Raw genomic sequence first — 21525 nt, 5'->3', positions numbered from 1 at the left:
TCATTGATTTCAAATGGTTGTGTTATTTACGCCGTGCTGGACTTGAAGAATCGCTTCAATAATAGAAGCTTGCGTTGTGTACAGCGATTTTCCGCTACCACTCTCTAAATCAAAATAAGTCGCAAATCGCCGTAATTTTCCCGTTATCAACTGTAACAAATAATCAAACGCCTCAGATGCAACTCGCTGGTTAATACTCAAAGACTGGCTGTTGATTAAAGCTAGTTGTTCACAGGACAAGTTGTTGTCTGCCAACTCTTCTGGTTGTGCAATTAATAGCTCAGGTTGCTGTATAGTTGGGGCTGGTAAACGCAAGCAGCCTAATGTTGCAAAATGGTAGTCATTGGGATTGGTTGATAGGTGCGAACCTAACAATACTTGACCACTACGCTGGGAGTTACCGCAATCCAAATGCCAAATGTCAGGAGTAGGACGATGATTGTTGTACTGAAGGACTTGGGTAATGGATTGTCTAGCTTTGGCATTATCTACGCAAGCAGTAATTATAGTTAAAGTATTGTAACTGGGGACAATCCATTGGGGAGCGAATTGTTGAGCGATCGCTGTGATTTCCATCTTCCAAGCCAGTGAATAGCGCAGCGCTAAGGTTTTGGCTTTATTCAGTCCAATTTCGGCATCACAGAAGCACTGGCGGAGAACATTCGCCGATTCAACATGATCATGGTCAACAAAGTAGAGTTTTACCTGTTTACCTTGATTACAAAGAACTCTGCCTAATCTCACGAGAGAAGGAGCTAGCCAAGAACCAGTACCGCCGCATCCTACTAGCCACAGTTCTATTTTTGAGTAATTAACAGTGATTACAGGCGAAGCATTTGCCAAATCAAGATTTAGCTCCATAATATGAGTTGGTGAGATTGGCTAGGGTAATCATAGACATATCCGCAAACGAGTATCAAAACCTTGTAAAGCAAGGGTGAAAACCTAATTTTTGGATAAATGAAGAAACAGGCATTTCCTAGATTCACATTCACCTCCAGAGCTTATTCATAAAATTTGTAGGTAATATATCCGTACTGTAGAACTGATAGTTAGATAAAACTGAGACATCATACATAAAGAAGTCTGAGTCAATGTCAAAAACTGCTCTAGCAGGTACATCCCAGCAATGGCGAAACAGTCCCACCCGTAATTTAATCTCTGGTTGCAGGGTATTGACTTTACCCAGTACCCCATAGATGCGAAAACCAGATTCGTCAGCATTATCGGTGGTAGAGAAAAACGCAGGTAAGGAACCGTGGGAATGGATCTCCACAATTGCGTTCTGGTATGAAGAATCACTACCGTAACGAGTGGGCTGGCAACTGCTTGAAGTTTGAATTTGCTCTGGGATTTGCAAATGCCAGCCCAGATGAGTATGGTGAAAATGAAAAAGAATTTCTTGAACTTGATTACCAGCTTGATAACTCAATCGCCACATTTCCAGCAGCAACGGTTTGGGAATTAAAGAAGTGATTTTGAGATACGGTGTGAGGTGAGGTAGCCCTTTGATAGTTTGTTCACTCAAGCAAATGGGCATTAATACCTCTATCCCAGGACGAATGGCTCTAGCAAAGATACCATTTCCAGCATAAAGGTACTCTAGTCCACTGCTGGTGTGTGTTGGCAGAGATGAAGTTGTGACAATTTTGTAACCAATAATACTTTCAATCAATGGGTTCATTGAGGATTTCCTGCACAAGCATAGCAACGCTTTTCTGATTGCCGATAGGCATAAGGTCAGAGACAGGATAGGTTGAACGTCTGTATCTTTTGTGCAGTTTTAAAAGCTGCTGGCGAACATCTTTACGGTATTTGTGTGATTTATTTATTGTGAAATGGTTAGTGAAAACACTGGAAATAAACAACTTCCAAGCTTGGTTAATAGATACACTATTGGCAGCAGGTGGTTCATTTACTCCCCAGCACACTTGTCCAGAACTGTAGATATTGGGTAACGGCACATGAAAAGCTGGTGCTTGAGGGGTAAATTCTTTGTCTTTAATTGCCCAAACCCAATACTTGAATTTTTTGCCTGCAAACACCATTGCAGGTAGAGTAACTGTTAAATCACCGAGTTGGTCGCAGTTAATTGTATAAATGGCAGGTGGGATAAATTTTACCAAATATGTGTCTGTACTGCCCGTACCCCAGCGCACAATTCCTGGTTCCATCCAGCCTGTATCAATTGGTTCATGGCTGAATGCAGTTCTCAAAGCTGCTGGCGAGATAAATTTGTACACATGAGCATCGGGATTTTCTTGATCTCGGTGGTGTAAAATGTAAATGCCATCCAAAAATAGCAGTTCTGCGGAAATGGCGGGAGATTTTCGGGGAGGATCTGTTAAAATCGCTCGTAAAATCTCGCCAGAGATAACTGCGGTACAATTAGTCTCAATTAATGTGGTTTCAATGCTTGTTTCCATAGTTGCAGAAGGATTTGAGCGTGAGGTTTTAAGTCTGTTTCTAGCCAATAAATTAGGTTGTCTGCATGGTCAAGCATCCGGCTAGCTTGTTGCCATTTTCTGGTGAGAAAATCAATAGATGCTTTTGACCAAGGTAGAGTGGTGTGGTCAGGTTGGTAGTAAAAATCGTCTGCGTATTCGTCTAACCAAATGTTTTTGGTTTGATGATCTAGCAACTTTAAAGCTAAAGGCAGAAACTTTAACGGACTATCTAAGTTATTACACTGGCGTTGCAGTTGTTTGTGGTCAATTTTGTCCGGGTGGTCGATGTCGCTGTACTTAATTCCGTACATGGCAAATTCATCATCAAACCAATCACTACCTTCTGGATGTAGCTCATCTAACCAACGACGACCGTTATGGCTCAATGGTAAAAGTAATTGCCAAGAATGTTTGAGATGTTCTATTTCGTCATCCATTGTCCAATTAATACCCATTGGGGTAACGGGTATGCTGTGCAATCTTTCTTCGTAGGCTGTTTCTACAGTCCAGTGTGATATTGGAAATAGGTGAGTGTAAATCAGGACAATAAATTCTAGTTCTCTGGGACTGTGGCGATGGATCTGATTTGCAATTGGATAGATAGTGGCTTGACTGCTTGACCATTCAATGGGGAAGTATTGCTGGTAGAGTGCTAGTAAGGAATAAATGTTGAGTTGGGTTTCCAGATAATTGAGTGCTGCGCTGGTATCTAAGGTTAATTGGCACTCTTGCAGGCTGTAAATGGCCTCTACCATGCTGGTGGGTACGAAATGAGACATACATACTCAATCTGTTGTGTGTACTTAAAAACCTTCAGGGATGAGGCTAGAGGTGGGAGAGGAAGATTTTAAGGATTTGAGAGTTTGGTTAAGTAATTCAGAAAATGCTGTTCCAGATGCGATCGCTTGCTCAATTTCGGCTGATAGCTGTTCTGCATTTTGCCAATCGATACCAGTGCAAATCTGTCGTTGACGCAGTTGATAACACATTGCCAATGCGGGATTGATTTCTTCTGGGGCTGTTATCAGATACTCTAAGGGAGAAGAACCTTTTTTACCGGGTTTCTTGATGATCTGAATGGGTTGTCCAGCTTTGCGTTCTATTTCTGCATTGGCTAGTTCAGCACAAAGGGGTGTAAAGGCATCACGCAGCAATTGGTCATTTTGCGCGATCGCTTGAGGAATCCAATGCTGTTGACCTTCGTAAATGACAAGTAGTTTGTGGTTTGTTGAATTATTCATGACATTTAAAACAAAGTAATTTGCGTAGAATTGTTGGTTGATTTGGTGGAATCTGAGTCAGCAGTTTGAGTACCTGTTGAAGTCTGAGAAATAGATAATTTATTGGTTCTTGCTGCTTGAGTTTGGGAAGTATGCTGTTTACCTTTAGCTTGAGTCTGCGCTATGTTGCGGCGAATTTGGCGATTAGGGAAATCGGCTTTGAGTTCATCAAGTAGTTGCTCAAGCACAGGAAGTAAATCAGCAAGTTGTTCTTGGTTGAACATGGCAACTACAGGGAAATCACCATGACTGCTAGCAGCAATCATTACAGGTCTATTCGTTGCTTTTTCTGTAGGTAGTAGAGTGATGACAATTTGAACTTTGCATTGCTCGAAAATGTATGGTTCTGGTAGATTTGTGTGGTTGGTAGCAAATGTTTCTGTACCTTCGTGATCTAAGTCATGAAAGTCTGTTTCATCTTCGGTAATGGTGTAATCATCTGTCAATGATGGCAAAAGTTGTAAAAAGTCAGGTTTGCCTGCAAGCCAACGTTCTCGGTCAAACAGCAACCCTAAACCTTGGAATTTTGCTTCTGTAGTTGTTTTTCCTGGCAATTGTATGTAGTATTCTAAGGTTTCAGATGTAACAGTTAGCTTGGCTGCCACAATCGCCTGTTCTGGTGTGAGCCATTTTACAGTCATAGCTTTTTTGGCTTTGTTAATTGGTGTGCAAGCGATTGTGGCGGTAGCCAGAAGCAAAATTTGAATTTTGAATTGTGTTGACTCAGGTATTTGCTTGGCTAAAAATGAGTAGTTGATTGCTAAGTTAACAGAGAATCTTTGAAATCTTGAATTGCACTTGCTGTTAAAGCATAAATCACCCGACGCTTACGTTCAACATGAGTACCGTCTACAGGAATACCTTTCTTCCAAGCAGCAATAATCGCTTTCTTGTCTGCTGAGTAAACAGTTTTCTTTCTCCGGTATTTTGAAGGTAATTGTTCAGCATCTACCAGAACATCACAACTGGGTGGGTTTTGTTTAATTGTTATCCGCAATGAATTACCAATCATTTGCTCAGATAGAATCCCTGTAGCATTATGTTCTAAAATGGTTTCATCTAATTTCTGTCGCCAGCGTTCTAGTCTTAAGAGTGCTGATTGATGTACATTTTTGAGATGTTCTAGTCGTTGTTTAACAGATGTTATCTCTGCATCTAGTTGTAACGCCAATTCAGCTTGGATGTCTACAGCTTCTTCTTGAACTTCCTGTGTTTCCCAAATCGCGGTAATGATAGCAGCTTCTTCTTCAGGAGTCTGGCAATTGGTTAGTTGTTCCCAAAGTTCAGCAGCAGTTTGGGATAGTCCTGCTAAAGATTGTTGAGCCAGTGCTAAATTCATGCTACCACCTTCCACAAGTTTGATAGTATTCATGTTCGCATCCAATTTGCTCTAATATATCTATAGTGCTGGCATCTGAATTATTATCGAAATATAAATCTGAAATGCCCTTTTGTGTGGTGTGAAGATTTTGCTGATATATTGCTATCAATTTAGGTTGAAGTGTTGTGACACTTGCTGTTAATTTTTGCATAGTTTTGGTTACGTAACGCTATCAATTTCAGCGCGATAGCGCATCTCTCTGTTTTGGTAGAGCGATGGGATTAAAATTTGATGCATGGATTGGGATAATTCATTATTCTTGATTACACTAATTTTACTTCCATTTATGCTAGGTTCAATTATAGAATTTTCATCAATACTGTGGCTATGTCTACTGGCTATTATCCGGTGATTCTGTATCCTCCACTAGCAAGGCAATTTGCTCAGGGTTATGAAAGACAAGAACATTTAAAAGCTTCGTTTCAAGGATGTGTTACATTACCAGATGGAAATGGTACAGCCAAGCAAGGTGTGAGCGAAAAGAATTTTTTTCGGCATCTACTCTCGGCATTTCCCGGAAATTTAATTTGCCAAGCGGTGGAGTTTGAAATTCCTGGTTATCCTCTCCGCTACTCGGCTGATTTTATTCTTTATCATCACTCGTCCGGGTTGGCTCTCGATATTGAGATTGACGAACCTTATGCTGGAGATACGGGTAAACCTCATCACTGTACTGATGTTGATGATGATAAAATCCGTAACCGTTTTTTCTTAACCCGCAATTGGGGTGTAGTCAGGTTTGCAGAAATTCAGGTGGTGTCTCATCCTTGGGGTTGCTGTAAGGTAATTGCCCAAATAATTGCTAGATTGACAGGAGATAATAGTGTGTTTATGTTGCTACAGAATTTGGCTGATGTTCCTTTACAAAAATGCTGGACAAGGCGTGAGGCTAGGCTGATGGCAAAGAATAATTATCGTCAGTCTTATCTGCAAAGTAGATACCAATAAAGCCTATAAATTTAACAACTCAATTTCCAACTATTAACTTATATTACTTAATTGATAGCTTTGTGATTCGGTTAATTTTAGCTAATCAATTTTTCTGGGAATGACAACAATATTTACCAAAAAATCACAGACTTACATAAACTTTAGGAAAGCAAGCTGACTGCTGATAGCTATTAGCTCTCCCAAAATTAATGTCTTGATAATTCATCATCTCACTTTCTTTTTAATCTTTAGTCTATATAATTTTCGGGTAAATTAGGGGGTAGTAATTGTGCTGTTAAGAAGTTTGATGGGTTCTGGTTCAAGATAGAGTGCGATCGCTTCACGAATATTTTCTAAGGCTTCTTCTTCGGTTTCTCCAGCCGAAACGCAACCTGGTAATTCTGGACACCAAACAGACCAGTCTCCCGTTTCAGCATCGGCCTCCAGCACAACACGCCATTTCATTATGCTCTTTCCTTTGTAGTGGTAATTTAATTTTAGGGTAATTTATGGGATGGTAGATTGATAGTTGGTCTTAGGATAGCGATCGCTGCGGTACAGCAGCATTTATAATTACTCAGTGATATTTTCTAATCACGCCAGTTGCTAGTTAGAAGCGAGTTATCAGCCAATTCTCAAAACTAAGCTGTTACACTCTTGGTGATATAGATCACTTCATTCTACGGGATATTAATTAATAATAAGCTTAAACAAAATGGTATGTAATGTTAGCCGTAAAAATTTTTACACCCCACTATAATTGCAAAACATTTGGTAACAATTAAGTTAAATTCGGCACTGTGATGGAACGACGTAAATTTACTAAATTTCATGGTATATCAAACTGGTTATCTAACTCAGTTACTGAATCTGAAGATAAGCAATATATACATCGTCTACTCAAAGAAGATAAAAATCAACGAAATGTAATTCTCGATGAATTAATATTAATCGTTCAAAAAGCTCATGAAGATGCTCGGTTTCGGCTTCGGAAATTAGCAGGAAATTCTCTTGCTCCAGTTAATAATTTTCCAGAAACCGATCCATGCAATGGCTATCCTGAACGTCTAAATATTATAACTCTTCAGGGTTATTTTGGAGAGATATTTGCAGGAATAATTGCTGAAAACTTTTCTCATTTTGATCAAGATGATTGGGAAGTTCCTGCTTTCCTTTTTCGATTCCATTTAGTTGAGTTTCAGCATTTAGAATATCTAAATCAAACTGAAGAGATTGCAAAAAGAAGACATGGACGTACTGGGGATGACTGTCTTGCATTTCGGCGTAATAGTGAAGGAGTAATTATTGCTTCTCTAGTTGGTGAAGCAAAATGCACAACCAATCATTATCAAAAGATGATATCTGAGGCGCATGAAAAAGCCAATACGGACAATATCAAACCAATTGATATTCCACAAATTATTGAAATATTGCAAGATGATGATAATTTATTTTCATCTGAATGGATTAATTCTTTAAGGATTTTGTGGCTAGGGAAGGTTGATAAAAATTATGATCGTTACGATTTAGTTAGTTATATTTGTGGACAACATCCTATCCAAAATCCAACATGGATGTCTCCCAACAAGCCACACGAAAAATATACAGCAAAAAGAAGACTCGAAGCAGTTGAGATCCATCTTCATAACGTTGAAAATCTTATTAATACTGTTTATATTCAGTCAGCCAGTGCAACTCCTTCAGTAAATATTTCTACCCATACAGTTCAACAACCAGATGATTTAGATGCTGCAATAGTAAATTCTGATGTCATAATAGAGGGAGAAGTTCTGCAAGATGACATGACTCAACCAAGTAACGAAGTCATTAGTTTAGCTACAGAACTACAAAATAGTCTAGCAGGTGGCAGGCTAACACCAAGTATTGCAAAACTTTATAGTCAACATACTAGACTTCGCGCAGGAGGAGAGGGATTAAAAGGATGGCGGGAAGATGAAGCAAGTGAACGATTAAATGATGCTATGCGCCTAATTGATGCTGCATTTATCTTACGAGAAGATGGAAATACCAACTGGCGTAATGCAATGTTACGGGCTGGTGAGTTGCTTGAATGGCTATCTCATCCCCAACTAAACCCGGATCTTTTACCAATTCGTTTACTTGCAGCAGCAGTGTATGAACTTGCTGGTTATCCTGCTAGAGCGGCAGGTTTACTTAATGAAGATACAACTGAGGGAATAGAGTCGGAAATTCTAGGTTCTTTACTAAAAGGAGATTTTCCTAGTTTATTACAACAACTAACAGAATATTGGGCAACTGCAACATCATCAAATTTACAAATTGAACCCAGTCTTCTTTGGGATGAAACTGATACAGTTGCTGATAGATTTAACAAGTTGATTGTTAAAGAAACTGCTAGTTCTTTAGGAATTTTATGTGCAAAAATGCGCTGGGGAAACGAACCTAGATTAGAAAAAGCTATTGAAAAGCTTTCTGATATTGCTAAGGTACTTCTTCACGGACATGACAATTATTCTTGGCTTTTAGGTAAATTGTGTGCTGAAGTTGCTTCTGTATATGTACAAACTTCTTTACGACATCATTTAGAAGCACTTTCTCAGATGATTACCCAAAATGGTCTAAATTCTTTAGAACGTTATTTACGCCAAAAATATCAAAACCGTAAAGCTTTAGCATGGCCTTCTCAAATTTCTGGAATTGAAAGACTCGCAAGAGCAGAGTCATTTGCACTTTGTACTCCTACAGGTTCAGGAAAAACAACGATAGCTGAAATTGCTATTCTGCAAAGTCTATTTTTTGAAACTACAAATTCTAACAATCTAAGTAGCTATGCTCCTTTAGTTATTTACTTAGTTCCAAGCAGGGCGCTTGCTACAGAAGTTGAATCCAGTTTGTCTCGTGTTTTAAAGCAGACTACTCATAAAGATGTCATAGTTACAGGTTTATATGGAGGGACTGACTGGGGTCCAACAGATGTATGGTTGACATCAGACAAGCCAACAGTTTTAATTTGCACTTATGAAAAAGCAGAAGCTTTGATGAAATTTTTGGGACCTCTATTCATTCGTAGAATTTCTCTGATTGTTATAGATGAAGCCCATGCAGTTCAATTTGATGGTAATAAAAATTCTTTACAAAAAGCAGAAAATAGATCCTTACGCTTAGAGTCATTAAGTGCCAGATTATTTACTTATGTTGAACAAAATAATAGTCGAATTATTGCACTATCAGCCGTTGCTTCAGAAACAGAAAGTGCATTAGCAAATTGGATAGAAAACCAAACTAATGCAACTCCAGCGAAAACATATTACAGAAGTACACGCCAATTAATAGGCCGTCTTGAATGTCTACCAGGAAGAGGATTTAGAATATACTATGACTTACTTGATGGCAAAAGATTAGCATTTGAGGAAGGTGGACAAGCTGATACAGCTTTTATTATAGATCCATTTCCAAAACATCCCTCTGCACCGCAATTGGAAATAGGTGGACCAGAAAAGCGTTTACGCCCTTATTTGTTTTGGGCTGCTATGCACTTAGCTGCACCAGATGAAAAAGGACAAAGACGTGCTGTTCTTATTTCAGTCACACAGCAACCGGGTGGTTATGCAGAAGATTTTCTGAAATTATTGCAAACATGGTCACAAATAGAATTAGAAATACCTTCATTTTTTCAAGAACCCGTAGAGCCAGAAAAAGTTGAGATTTTGCAAAAGTGTTTACGTTCCTGTGAGGATTATTTTGGTATTCAATCCCGCGAGTATAAGCTGTTAGAGAAAGGAATTATAGTACATCATGGAAAAATGCCAGGTTTAATGGCTCGATTACTTATTGATGTCATCAATGAAAAAATTGTACATTTAGTTTTGGCAACATCAACTCTTTCCGAAGGGGTTAATCTTCCTTTTGAAACAGTATTAATTCCAAGTTTAAGACGTGGTACAGGAGAACTAAATATTCGTGAATTTGGTAATTTAGTTGGCCGTTCTGGAAGACCTGGATTTGGCACAGAAGGACGTAGTTTGGTGTTACTTAGTAATCAATCAACAGATTGGAGCGATAAAAAAGCACGTGAAAGATACATATCTTTGATAGGACAATTAGAGAATCAAACACAAGCAACAAGCCTAAATGTAAATCCTGTAAGTCCTCTCGCTGAATTACTAATATGTTTGGAAGAACAATGGCAAATAATTTCTAGTTCTAATAGACAGGATAATTTTTTAACCTGGCTGGAAAAAACTGCCCCACTATCTCCTGAGAATAATTTCTCAGAACTGGAATCATCAGCCATTGAAACTCTTGATTCCCTGGATATGTTTTTACTATCTGTAATTGTTGAAATTGAAAATTTAGCAGCAAAAGATTTAAGCTCTAATGAATTGGAAGAACAACTGCAAAAAATTTGGCAACGAAGCTTTGCATATTATGCAAGTAGGGAACAAGAAAAACTAGAAAATTTATTTATTAGGCGAGGTATCGCGCTGAAAACAGAAATTTATAAAGATGTTTCACAGCGTCGGCGCTTGTATCGCACTAGTCTACCACCACGTGCTGGAAATGAGCTTTTAAATCTCTATCCTAGCATTAAAAAACAACTATCTATGGGTGGAGATTATGCTATTTGGACAGCAGAAAAACGTTTTAACTATGTTCAAGATATAGTTAGTAATTTAACCAGTATATCTAAATTTCGACTGAGTGACCCACCAAGAAATGTTTCTTGGGATGAGATATTACGCTGGTGGTTTGAACCTAATACAGTAAATAAAAAACCAAAGCCGACTCAAATTTCAAATTGGCATTCATATATTAGTCAAAATTTTGGATATAGATTTAACTGGGGATTAGGAAGTGTTATTGCACTAGCAATAGATGAAGCTTTTGGTGGTGAGTTAGTTGAATCATCCCTTGAAAACTGGTCACAAACTGGGCTACCTTGGATTGTTTTTTGGATGAAAGAACTTATTGTATGGGGAACATTAGAGCCAGTAGCCGCATACTTACTTGCTAAAGTGGAAGAGGTAATAACTCGTAAACAAGCTGAAGAATTGGCGCAAACTTACTATTTGTACATTAGCGAAAGAGAAACAGAACCAGATGAATATCTTAATGCGGTAAATATCAAAAATTGGGTAGAACAATCATTCTCCAATCTTGAAAAACGATATTCGCCAAAGCTAAAACCTCCTAATCAAGTGAATGTTAATTTACTTATAGATTTTAATAAAGCTCCAACTAAAAATTGGAAAGTAGTACCTGTAGAAATTGGCGATAATATTCAATGGTTTGATTTAGCAGGTTTTCCGCTTGCAGTGTGCCAGAAACCTGAAAATTGGCAGTCTGATTTTTTAAACACTTATGACTTCACACTTGAAACTGAAAATAAAATAGTTTCATCAAAAGTTTATGTGTGACTTGTTAAAACTCAAATTCGTTCCGAACCCATCTTCTACATTTTTCCCCAATCAAAGGTTTTCATTCCCTGAATTTTCATTGCCACCGCTTCAGGAAGGGGAATCACCGATAAGCGATTTCCTGGTCTGACCACCATTAGTTCTTCAGGGGTGAACTTTTCTCTGAGCGTTGACAGACTAATAGCGTGGTCAAAAGTTTCCACAAATTCTACTACAACTGTTTGCCAACGCGGTGATTCAGGACTTGATTTCGGGTCAAAGTATTTGCTTTTTGGCTCAAACTGGGTCGGGTCAGCAATACCTGTTTTTACTACACGCATTAACCCCACAATGCCGGGAGGATTGGTGTTAGAGTGATAGAAAAAAGCTAAATCTCCAGGGAGCATTTGACGCAAATAATTGCGAGCTTGATAATTGCGAACGCCATCCCAAATAGTCTCGCTCTGCCGTTGAAGGTCAGCGATGCTATAGACTAATGGTTCTGATTTCATGAGCCAATAATTCATGGCAACGGTATTGGATATATAAACGCTTTTTCATCTTCCTTCATTTTGACTTTTTCTGGTGGTGAATTATGCACACCACACCAGAAAAAACTTTGATCAAGCTCGCTTTAACTAATTTTTTTGGTTTGCTTACATACGGTTTTTTTGGATTTACGCTGTAATTTCCACTTGCGGATGCTTTGAACCATAGAGCTAAAGTCACGACTAGCAAAGGCTGTGGTTTGATTCGCACTATGCCAAATTGTATTTGCTTCTGTGATCTCAAGTGGAGGTGTGCAGCGATCGCAATATCGGTCAAATAGTAGGCGTGGTTCGGGATGATACACAATACTCTGTTGATTCAGCAAAGCCGATGTACCTAGAAGATTCCGTGCTAACTTGTAGCCAGCATTGTTTCGGTTGCCTTCAAATTCTCCGTGAACGAGAAGAGTGCGATCGCTCTTTGTTAAACAAACACACAAAGGAACAGACATTCCGCTAGCGCGTAATTGTTTGAGAGATGAGCAATTATCTCTGGTTGTAGTCTTTGTTACTCTCTCGCGTCGGCAATGTAAGGTAGAGCGAGAAAGAGTTACAGAAGGTTGCAGTAACGCTGTTTGTGGGTGGGTAACTTCTCCGTTTTTACCTTGGTGGAGAAGCTGCACCCACTTACGCCAACGTTGTTCTGACAGTTTGTAGGGAAATAAGCCTGTAGAATCCAACGAGCTTTCTAGTTCTTCCCAACTGTACTGACAGTCTGACCACTGCTCCAAAGTAATGGGAATCGTCGCACTCAAGACTCCATTTACTACCTGTCTGCGAACCATCCCCGGTAATCTCATGGAACGAGCCAAGTTACAAATTGCGGGGTCGGCATTTTGGATAATCGTGAGTTTGCGGTTGAGACACAGCCATTGAGCAGGTTTCAAAGGATGGCTGCATCTTAAGTAAACGTGCAGGGATTTCCCACCTGTGTAAACGACTGCGGCGGGTTCCAAGTTGATTTCATCCTTGAGTCGGTTTACAGCTTGTCGCTGTTCATTCAGTGCTAAATCATCAATTTCGTAGAACAAACACTGACATTGGCTGACGTGGTGATTACTAATGCCCTTGTCTGGTTGATTGGGGTAGAAACTGACGGTAGCACCCAAAGTTGACATTTTAAATGCCAATGCCCAACCATCAGTATAATGTTTAGGTGTCAATCGCCAGCAAGTGTTACCTTGTTTATCTCGTCCGCCATAGGTGCAGCAATAAAGTTGAAATCCTTGGTGAGTGATTTTACCACAGAGAATATACTGAGAGTAAATCAGTTGGCCATTGCGCCAGTAGCAATTCCAACTTTCAGGTATTAGTTCTGTAGGCAAGTCCCAGGAAATCCTCAGCCAGATTTTACTACCTGTAATCAAGCCTATTTGTCTCAGAAATTTAATTGTTGTTTGTCTGGGATTGAAGATCATGGCAGCTACGCCTGAAGATTTGTTCTTCTCTCTGTGGCGTTAGCTGCTGTGTTTAAATGAACTACAGGTTTCCTGTATAAACAAGGTAGGAGCAGAATTGCATAAGTGATTAATTTTTAGGTTTACACGGAACATACTTAAGGAAAATGACAATTAAAATTTAAATCAACTGTCGTCCAGTAGCGTATAAAAAGTTTATAGTTTACTGGTGTCGCTCATAATGGATGTTGCCGCCAACCCTAGTAAATTACTAGGGGATAATTTAGATAAACCCTAGTAATTTGAAGATATCCCCTAGTAAAATGCGAAGACACAAGGGCGAGGGTAACGGATATATTTATTGGCGGAAGATCACCAAAAACGGGAAAGACTACCCGCAAGCTTACTACCATTGGCAGGAAAAGGGTCGCAAGAGAACCAAATATATACCCAAGCATTTACTAGGGGATATTCAACAAGCTGAGGCTGCTAAACGTCCAGTTAAAGAAATTCTCCTGATTTTGGGCATTTCTGTAGACCCTAGTAATTTATCAGGGGATACCGAAAACAGCCCTAGTCAGAATAACCCTAGTAAAACGGAAATATCCCCCAGTAACAATAGCCCTAGTAATTTACTAGGGGATATCGGAAACAGCCCTAGTCAGAATAACCCTAGTAAAACGGAAATATCCCCCAGTAATAATAGCCCTAGTAATTTACTAGGGGATACCGAAAACAGCCCTAGTAAAATGCGGCGACATAAAGGAGAGGGCAGTGGCAACATCTACTGGCGGGTGATTACCAAAAATGGCAAGGATTACCCCCAGGCTTACTATCATTTTGAGATTTGGACTCAAGGCGATCGCCTCCGGCGGGGCGTAGCCCATCGCTTGATAAAATCATCTAAGTATATTCCTAAGCGGTTACTTCAACGAGTGCAAAAGTTAGAGGAACAAAAAACACCAGTGAGAGAAATTTTGCAGGTATTAGGGCTATCAATCTGATGAAAGACGACTAAGTATTTTGCAGATGGCGATAAAATTAATTAGTTAGGTTCTAACTAAAGTTCCCACCCTTGAAGCTGTGTGATTGGGCTATGCTCAGGTTGCGGCTTGCTGTCAATTAGCATCTTATTCCAACCACCTGCTTGACCAGGCGAAACTCTTTGAGCTTGGGGTAATTCAGCCAGTATGCCAGAGACCAAATCCTGATTTTGCTCATGGTCTTTAAAAGCGATGATCACTGTATCAAGGGAACGCAAAAAGTCTAGAGGTAATTCTTGACTTTCGCCTACACTCCAATACAATGTGGGTTTACGCTTTTGTTTGTCAATAGTCGATTCTAAGGCAATTACAGAGAGAACTTCAATTGGGTTACTCAGTAGTACCGCTCTTTTAACTATGGTATCCGTAGCTACCCAAAAACTACCATTTTTGCTCAGTTCAGAATTGAGAGGAATAGCGGTGAAGTCACCTGTTATTTCTAACTGCTTGGTTTGAGTGGGAACATCATCAAGTGTACGTTCTACAAATACTGCTTGACCTGTTTGACTGCCATAGAGCCAACCCTGTTGATACAGTTTTGTGAGCAGAGAATTGGGTAAATTGTACTGCTGGTTTAACTTGAGGCGTATTGGTTCCCAGTTTGCTGGTTCTGGTGCAGGTGATAAATGTATTGGCTTGACTGTTGGTGTGGCATTTTCAGTATTTTGCTCTATCAATGTTTGGATAGGTTCATCGTCTCGTTTTGTGGAGATGTCTGGTATGGCATTTCCAGCATTATGTTCTATAAGTTTCTGGATTAGCTGGTCATCCCGCTGGGGAATATAACTGACACCTCGATGCTTTTGTAAACCTGCAAAAGTATACGCCTTGCCTAAATGCGTACCACTGAAAGCCACGCTATCAAGTTGGTAACTAATGCCTTTGACTTTGCCTGTGCGAGTATAGCCAACGCGGACATTGATCCCTTGCTGTTGTAATTGCCCAATTAACTCTGGCATGATGGGATGGTCTTGGGTTGCTTCGTCAAGCGATCGCTGAAGTTTAACTCTAACACTTTCTTCTCCAGTTCTAGCCAATTGCCTGCGTTCACCAGTGCTTGGACTGTGTTTATCTTTCTCCCAACTGGCTGGCACAGATTGTAAATTGTATTCTTTCTCCAGCTTGCGGATGATGACTTCACTTCTGCGGTTGTCCCAGCTATCAGAAACCGTAGTCCCATCCAATTGAATCCGACTCGCAGCAATATGTGCGTGGTCATGTTCCCGATCAACATGACGCACCACTATATATTGATTCATCTTAAAACCCATTGCTTGCAAATACTTCTGAGCGATTTCGTGCCAAGTGTCATCATCCAAATTCTCATGGTGGGGCAAACTGAGGGACGCATGGTAAACAGCCCTACTCACCTTTGGGTTTAATTTTCTCGATAGACCAAACTCAGTTGCTAATTCACGTGGGTTGGTTCCTTCCATGTTCCCACCAATATATCTGGCTCCCTCTTTACCAAAAAGGTAGTCTAACAGTTCTCGGAAACTTTTACCTTTGACGTGCTTGCCAATCATTTTCATCTTCCAGGAAACCCTCTCCGCAGCCTTCGTGCAATGTCCGTAGGGACAAGGCTTGTGTCCGGTACTTTATACTTCGTCCTGTATATCATTGTTAAAATCGATGTCAGCAATTTCTCGCCGCACTTGCTTGACCAAGTTTTTCACTTGTTCTAACAATCCTCTATCCACGACTACTGGCTCTCCCATGAGTACCGTTGTATTAATTGCTTTAGCTATTTGGTTGAGATTATTACCTATTTTACCCAATTCCCAATAAGTTTGACCTGCCACTCTGGTAACACGCCTGGGCAATTTGTTCTTCAAAGTTTTGCTACGAAACAGTTCACTGATGGTCAGACCATTTTCTCGTGCCATTTGTAATGCTGCTTGCCGTTCTTCTGGAGTCAGCATTATTTCTATTTTGCAAGAACGCTTCTGTCCCATTGCATCTGTTGCTTCTCAACTTTTTCTAGTTTGACGGAAGCATTAAGATTTTTGATTAACCATTGGGACATTGTTGAGCAAAATTTTTAAAAGATATTGAGTTTCCCACTTGCCGAATTTCCTTTTTGAAAGGATGCACCGGATGACATATCGTTTTTAGATCAACTTCCCCTCTGTCACGATGGTTGACCGAAAAATTTTAGATTTTGGATTTTAGATTTTGGATTGGGAATTTTCGGTACAAGCCCCGCCCCTTCAGGGCGGAATTAATCCAAAATACTCGCAGCGCTGCATACGCTTCGCTAACGCCAATCTAAAATCCTCAGAGCTATAAAATTTAGAGTGGAGTAAATCCAAAATCCAAAATACTCGCGGCGCTGCGTACGCTTCGCTAACGTAAATCCAAAATTGATTGACATACTGAGATAGGGGAACCGTGAACAGAGGGCAAGTTTGTTGCCGCACTTGGGGGGTACTTTTTTCTCCCTAGACAAAATATCCGGATAGCAACATAGCTTGCTACCCACCAAAACTGATTTTGCATTCTCAAATTAAGCGCCGGACGAATCGGCAATGGATCTGAATTGGATCTGAATTGGATCTGAATTGGATCTGGATTGGATCGCAATTGGATCTGAATTTACACATTTTTTATCAATAATTAGCGTTTATTGAGAATAAAAATGTTACATAAGCTACGTAGGCTAGAGAATTGGATCTGAATTGGATCGCAATTGGATCTGAATTGGATTTGAATTGGATCTGAGTTGGATCGCAATTGGATCTAAATTGGCACACTTTTGGCAAGTAAATTTCTGAGCAAAAAAGTAATGACTTGATCAACAGCAATGGAAAAAAAATATCCAACTGGCTAAAATTTGCCTCAAAAAAAATAGACAGTAGAAAGATGTTCACAGGCAATATTTGCATTTAAGTTAAAAACAGCTTTTACGCATAACACAATTAGAGTCATGTCAAACCTGATAGTCAGCTTTGACCCTGGGGCTTCCTTGACCAAGATTGTTTACGAACTAGCAACTGAAGGCCAGCCACGCCTAATGACAATGGAACCAGAGATGCTGAAGTTGCCTCAAAGTTCGATTGACGCTTATATGTCAAGTCGCAAGGGTCTGGAATCTTCTCAACCAGCAGATGAAGCCTGGGTGTCTTGTGCCGCAGATGATCATACACAATGTACAGTGGTAGGATTCTTAGCACGACAGTTTTCTGCATCCGCCAGACTCGATAAACTCAAGTACGAAACTTCAATTCACAAAGTTTTGGCAGTGATTGGTGCGATCGCCTGCGGGTGTGCGCGGAGTGCGATCGCTTCGGGTAAAACGCAAAGTGCAATCGCCGGAGGCGGGGCTAAGTCCTGCGGACACGCTACGCGAATGCCCATCGCTCAACAGAATCAATTGCCCAACAAGTTTTCACTATCACTGACCTCACTACTGCCCTATGGTGAATATCAAAATCGCCAAGCATTTGAGCAACAGTTGCGGAATGCACTCAAGGATTTTAAGTTTCGGGGTCAAAGGTTGCGGGTGAAACTGGAGCGATTCGAGTGTCTGCCTGAAGGTGCGGGATTAGCAATGATTCGTCAACGCCAGAATGGTAAAGAATGGTTCAATACCCAAACCATTGCCGTACTAATGTTTGGGCATCGTAATACCAGTGTCTTATTATTTGAACGGGGCAAGATGACGGCGGGTTACACCAATGGGTTAGGCTTTCACCAAATGGTCAAGCGCGTAATTGAACGTACATCTGGGCAGGATGCCACTGCTTTGACCTCTGCCATCTATGCAGCTGGTTCAGATATCACCGTGGATAACCCAGCAATTCGCGCGTTGGTCAAAAGCCGAGACCCAAAAAACATTGATTACGAATTGCAGATGATTGTTAATGCCATTACTACGGCTAAAGCTGAGTATTGGTCTAGGCTTTACGATTGGCTGGAATCAACTTTACCTGCGGTGAACGAGGTGATTTTGAGTGGTGGTGCAGCGTTGTACTTAGAACAAGAGCTACAAGACTGTTTTCCAGAAATTTCCACGTACTGGGGTACTGACTTACAGCAACAGGTACAAAAGGTTTTTCAAAATGGTAGTAATGATTGTTACCATAGTTTTCGAGATCAAGAAGCTTTATCCTTTAGGTTAATTGATGCTTTTGGTTTGTTTATGCGGTTTAGAGCGCAAATGGAGAAAATAGCATGACTACCAATAAAAAACAGCCCAAAAATCATCACAATGGTAAACCGCGTCAAGTTTTTAGATTTTGTTACCACCCTTATTCAAATACTATTGATGGGAAGCTAATGGCATATCTGCAACAGGGATATGGCGAGCGTTCTAGCAAAGAAATGGTCTTACAAGCATTACGAATGTGTTGGTTACCTTTAGCCTACAAAGCACAAGCAAATGCAAGTGTAGATATTACTGATTCAGAACTGCGTCGCATAGGGTTAATTTGTTGTCATTCCCTCGAACAACACTTGGCTTATTTACGGATGGAATTAGGACTACCACACAAATCAACTGATATTTTGCCTGTACCTCTTAGTAACATAAGTAATCCTCAAGCCTTGGCTGCTCTGTTCGGTTTAGATGCTGGTAATTTCACTAGCCATGCAAATGATAATTTTAGCAACCAAAGTCAAAATATTAGCAATAACAATAGTCATAGCCAACCACAACCAAAAATTGATTATGATGCGTTCATTCCTGGTACAGGGTCTTTTCATGATCATACAGACGATATGTTTGAAGATATTTAAGTATTAATTAATCCACAGTTAGTGAAACTACAAGGAAGTAAAAAAAATGGCAGCAATTCACTTTATAGATGGTGAAAAGGGAGGAGTGGGCAAGTCTTTGTTTGCCAGAGTCATGGTGCAGTATTGCATTGATCATAAACTATCTTATGAATTGGTAGAAGCCGACCCCAGTAATCCAGATGTGGGCATATTCTACCCAGGAAATCATAAAACCGCAGTTTTTAGTGAATCAGAGCGTAAAGCTTATGATGCTGATGAAATTTTCAATTTAGCACTACAAAATTCGGTGATTGTCAATTTACCTGCTCAAGTCTACCCAGCCGTAACAGATTGGATTGACCGTAATCAAATCCTAGAGATTACTGGCAAAAATAAGGTAAAAATATACAAATGGTTTGTTTGTAGTGGCGGTTATGATAGCGTCCAATTATTTATGCGATCGCTAGAACACTTTGAAAAGAAAATTAAGCATATATTCGTCCGCAACTGTGGTTTATGCGATGACTGGAAACACGTAGATGGGCGGGATAATTTACAAGATTTAATCAAGGCTTATAAAGTAGCAGTAATCGACTTTCCCAAGTTCAGCTATCGAGAACGGGATATCCTAGATGCGAACCACATCAACTTTTCGGAAGCTAAGAATTATAGTGAATTAGGTGTATTAGGCAAACAAAGATTGCATAGTTTCCTGAAAAGAGCTTTTGAGGAAATTGAGAAAGCTAAAGTTTGGCATCCTCCTGTTGCTTCAATTACTCCACCTGCTAAAACAACTGATGATGCTACTATCAATAGCAAAGTTGCTACTCGGAACTAATCTCATTGACATCTTCTGTAAGTATGCATAATTCTCACACTGAAGAACTCGATTTGGATGATCAGTTTTTGGATTCAGTCGCCGCTAGAGGCAAAGGGTTAAATCGGATTCCTTACCCAACTCTTCTAGATTTAGCAATTCGAGGTAAAGATGATGCGTTCAAAGCTAGGGTTTGGGAAATAGTCGTTCAAACTGGAGTTGACCCTGATGATCCAACTTTTTTGATGATGGTGGCTACAGGTAGGTTACAGGCGCTATTGGAAGATAATCCTAAAGAAATGGAGGCAATGTTTGACCAATGGCAAACCCAGCTTTATGATCATCTACAAAGTTATGAAAAAGCAGCAGTCAAAGGTCAGCAGAAAGCGATCGCTCATGCAGTGACAACATTAATTAAGCACACAGAATTTGAGCGGGCGATACATTCTGTTCCTTCGCTCATTGCGGCTGGTGTTCTGTTATTGATCACGGCAGCAGTTGGTGGAGTTTTCAGTGTCGGGGGAATGCTTTGGTATCAATCGAGCAATTTAGATCCGGCTGGGCCACGTCAGCTGACTCAAGCACAAGCTGAGGCTCTGAAATGGGCTACCAGCAACGAAGGTAAGTTTGCTCAACATCTCATGGACTGGAATCGAGATTTGTTGAGTCGAGATCATCGTGGTCAACTTGCCTGTAGCAAAGAAGTCCAGCGTCTGGGTGTAACTTTGGAAATCGGAGCGAGCAGCAAAAAAGCCGCATCTGGTTTTTGCACTATTTGGGTACAGCCTCCAAATCAACGTAAGTTTACAACACTACCCAGGCAATAGAAGACAATTGTATTCTTCATCCACAGCCAGCAATGCAAGGGATTACACGAACAAAGTGTGCTGACCAATCAAAGGCATTTTCCTAGAAAAGTACGATTAATTGTCAAATTTTAAATTTCAGAGGTTGAGCGTATGTTTAACTGCAAACTTAACTGGTTTTGGCTGATGACAACTGGAGTTATGGTAGCAGCTTGTACTCATACTACCATAGATACAAGTGGCAATAGTGAAAGCAATATTGCTCAAGCTTCATCTATACCTAATTACCCCCCAATGTATAATGTTGAGGTGAAAGTCTGTGGTGATATTATTGCTCCCATTCGAGATGAGCAACGCTGTATCAACCAAAATCTGCGCTTGTGGGGGCCAGTAAAAGAAGCGAAATTAGTGCGTACAGGTATTTCTCTACCATCTGTTTCTGCTGTAGATCATAAAGTTGCGATCGCTTCTCAAGGCTGTTATCCTGTTTACTCGCAACCTTCCCAGGCACAGTTTTATTGGGCTGACACAATTATTCAGGTTAATCGCGGTTCTACACCAACCATTGAAATCAAACAAACGCAACTTTCCAACCAGCAGATTTATGAGTTAATGACCAATCGGCTTACCAGTCGGAGAATTGCCACCTTTGGCGGGATGGGCTGCGAACCTGCGCCTGTAAATTAAAGTTTTTTGTTGTACGATAGGTCAAATCAATTCCAAATTCACAAAAAAAAAGGTCACGTACCCTTATTTTAGTGTCCTTCGGGTAAGGGTGGGTG

General features: G+C 40.2%; 20 protein-coding genes. 8 read left to right on the top strand and 12 right to left on the bottom strand.

The genetic code is table 11. The features are described 5' to 3' along the window. Window positions 1-9: 9 nt before the first annotated feature. The 7 genes from AACX33_RS19290 to AACX33_RS19260 all read right to left on the bottom strand — a co-directional run bounded on the left by AACX33_RS19290 (window position 10) and on the right by AACX33_RS19260 (window position 5099). Window positions 10-861 carry a ThiF family adenylyltransferase gene (locus AACX33_RS19290; protein WP_227788717.1) on the bottom strand — a complete coding sequence of 284 codons (852 nt, stop codon included), beginning with the start codon at window positions 859-861 and terminating at the stop codon, window positions 10-12. 130 nt (window positions 862-991) lie between these two features. Then, window positions 992-1684 (bottom strand): hypothetical protein, encoded by a 693-nt coding sequence (locus tag AACX33_RS19285; protein WP_227788716.1) that lies wholly within the window; start codon window positions 1682-1684, stop codon window positions 992-994. Further along, a complete protein-coding gene (locus AACX33_RS19280; RefSeq protein WP_227788715.1) occupies window positions 1668-2426 on the bottom strand; it encodes a prokaryotic E2 ligase family D protein in 759 nt (252 codons plus the stop codon). The genes AACX33_RS19285 and AACX33_RS19280 overlap by 17 nt, the downstream gene beginning before the upstream one ends. Continuing rightward, window positions 2399-3226, bottom strand: coding sequence for a hypothetical protein (locus tag AACX33_RS19275; protein ID WP_227788714.1), 828 nt, complete (start codon window positions 3224-3226; stop codon window positions 2399-2401). Before AACX33_RS19275 ends, AACX33_RS19280 begins: the two co-directional genes overlap by 28 nt. 24 nt (window positions 3227-3250) lie before the next feature. Then, window positions 3251-3688 carry a hypothetical protein gene (locus tag AACX33_RS19270; RefSeq protein WP_227788713.1) on the bottom strand — a complete coding sequence of 146 codons (438 nt, stop codon included), beginning with the start codon at window positions 3686-3688 and terminating at the stop codon, window positions 3251-3253. Between the two features lie 5 nt (window positions 3689-3693). Next, a complete protein-coding gene (locus AACX33_RS19265; protein ID WP_227788712.1) occupies window positions 3694-4368 on the bottom strand; it encodes a hypothetical protein in 675 nt (224 codons plus the stop codon). A gap of 119 nt (window positions 4369-4487) precedes the next feature. Next, window positions 4488-5099 (bottom strand): siphovirus Gp157 family protein, encoded by a 612-nt coding sequence (locus AACX33_RS19260; RefSeq protein WP_227788711.1) that lies wholly within the window; start codon window positions 5097-5099, stop codon window positions 4488-4490. Window positions 5100-5435: 336 nt separating this feature from the next. Between AACX33_RS19260 and AACX33_RS19255 the strand changes: the two genes are divergently transcribed. Then, the gene (locus AACX33_RS19255; RefSeq protein WP_227788710.1) at window positions 5436-6056 is read left to right on the top strand and encodes an endonuclease domain-containing protein; all 621 of its coding nucleotides are present in this window, start codon (window positions 5436-5438) and stop codon (window positions 6054-6056) included. A 255-nt stretch (window positions 6057-6311) separates the two neighbouring features. On the opposite strand, the gene AACX33_RS19250 is transcribed toward AACX33_RS19255, so the two are convergent. Next, window positions 6312-6503, bottom strand: coding sequence for a type II toxin-antitoxin system HicB family antitoxin (locus tag AACX33_RS19250; protein WP_227788709.1), 192 nt, complete (start codon window positions 6501-6503; stop codon window positions 6312-6314). A 338-nt stretch (window positions 6504-6841) separates the two neighbouring features. On the opposite strand from AACX33_RS19250, the gene AACX33_RS19245 reads away from it, so the two are divergent. Beyond that, window positions 6842-11437, top strand: coding sequence for a DEAD/DEAH box helicase (locus AACX33_RS19245; RefSeq protein ID WP_227788806.1), 4596 nt, complete (start codon window positions 6842-6844; stop codon window positions 11435-11437). 35 nt (window positions 11438-11472) lie between these two features. Here AACX33_RS19245 and AACX33_RS19240 read toward each other — a convergent pair whose 3' ends face one another. Beyond that, complete coding sequence (locus tag AACX33_RS19240; RefSeq protein ID WP_275973762.1) at window positions 11473-11943, bottom strand: EVE domain-containing protein; 471 nt, start codon at window positions 11941-11943, stop codon at window positions 11473-11475. Between the two features lie 107 nt (window positions 11944-12050). Then, window positions 12051-13382, bottom strand: coding sequence for a hypothetical protein (locus tag AACX33_RS19235; protein WP_227788707.1), 1332 nt, complete (start codon window positions 13380-13382; stop codon window positions 12051-12053). A gap of 302 nt (window positions 13383-13684) precedes the next feature. On the opposite strand from AACX33_RS19235, the gene AACX33_RS19230 reads away from it, so the two are divergent. Continuing rightward, window positions 13685-14365: a hypothetical protein gene (locus AACX33_RS19230; RefSeq protein WP_227788706.1), complete on the top strand. Its 681-nt coding sequence runs from the start codon at window positions 13685-13687 to the stop codon at window positions 14363-14365. A 56-nt stretch (window positions 14366-14421) separates the two neighbouring features. On the opposite strand, the gene AACX33_RS19225 is transcribed toward AACX33_RS19230, so the two are convergent. Continuing rightward, window positions 14422-15930, bottom strand: coding sequence for a relaxase/mobilization nuclease domain-containing protein (locus tag AACX33_RS19225; protein WP_227788705.1), 1509 nt, complete (start codon window positions 15928-15930; stop codon window positions 14422-14424). A gap of 72 nt (window positions 15931-16002) precedes the next feature. Beyond that, a complete protein-coding gene (locus AACX33_RS19220) occupies window positions 16003-16359 on the bottom strand; it encodes a plasmid mobilization protein (RefSeq protein ID WP_445253334.1) in 357 nt (118 codons plus the stop codon). Window positions 16360-17330: 971 nt separating this feature from the next. Between AACX33_RS19220 and AACX33_RS19215 the strand changes: the two genes are divergently transcribed. The 5 genes from AACX33_RS19215 to AACX33_RS19195 all read left to right on the top strand — a co-directional run bounded on the left by AACX33_RS19215 (window position 17331) and on the right by AACX33_RS19195 (window position 21430). Next, on the top strand, window positions 17331-18581 hold the full coding sequence (locus AACX33_RS19215) for a ParM/StbA family protein (RefSeq protein ID WP_227788703.1): 1251 nt from the start codon (window positions 17331-17333) through the stop codon (window positions 18579-18581). Next, window positions 18578-19141 (top strand): hypothetical protein, encoded by a 564-nt coding sequence (locus tag AACX33_RS19210; protein ID WP_227788702.1) that lies wholly within the window; start codon window positions 18578-18580, stop codon window positions 19139-19141. Before AACX33_RS19215 ends, AACX33_RS19210 begins: the two co-directional genes overlap by 4 nt. 46 nt (window positions 19142-19187) lie before the next feature. Beyond that, the gene (locus AACX33_RS19205; RefSeq protein ID WP_227788701.1) at window positions 19188-19958 is read left to right on the top strand and encodes a mobilization protein; all 771 of its coding nucleotides are present in this window, start codon (window positions 19188-19190) and stop codon (window positions 19956-19958) included. 5 nt (window positions 19959-19963) lie between these two features. After that, a complete protein-coding gene (locus AACX33_RS19200; protein WP_227788700.1) occupies window positions 19964-20764 on the top strand; it encodes a DUF2207 domain-containing protein in 801 nt (266 codons plus the stop codon). A gap of 132 nt (window positions 20765-20896) precedes the next feature. After that, the gene (locus AACX33_RS19195) at window positions 20897-21430 is read left to right on the top strand and encodes a hypothetical protein (RefSeq protein ID WP_227788699.1); all 534 of its coding nucleotides are present in this window, start codon (window positions 20897-20899) and stop codon (window positions 21428-21430) included. Window positions 21431-21525 lie beyond the last annotated feature (95 nt).

Origin of the sequence: Nodularia sp. LEGE 04288 (genome assembly GCF_963896525.1) — a bacterium.
Lineage (GTDB): Bacteria > Cyanobacteriota > Cyanobacteriia > Cyanobacteriales > Nostocaceae > Nodularia.
This window is presented reverse-complemented; position numbering and strand designations above follow the sequence as displayed.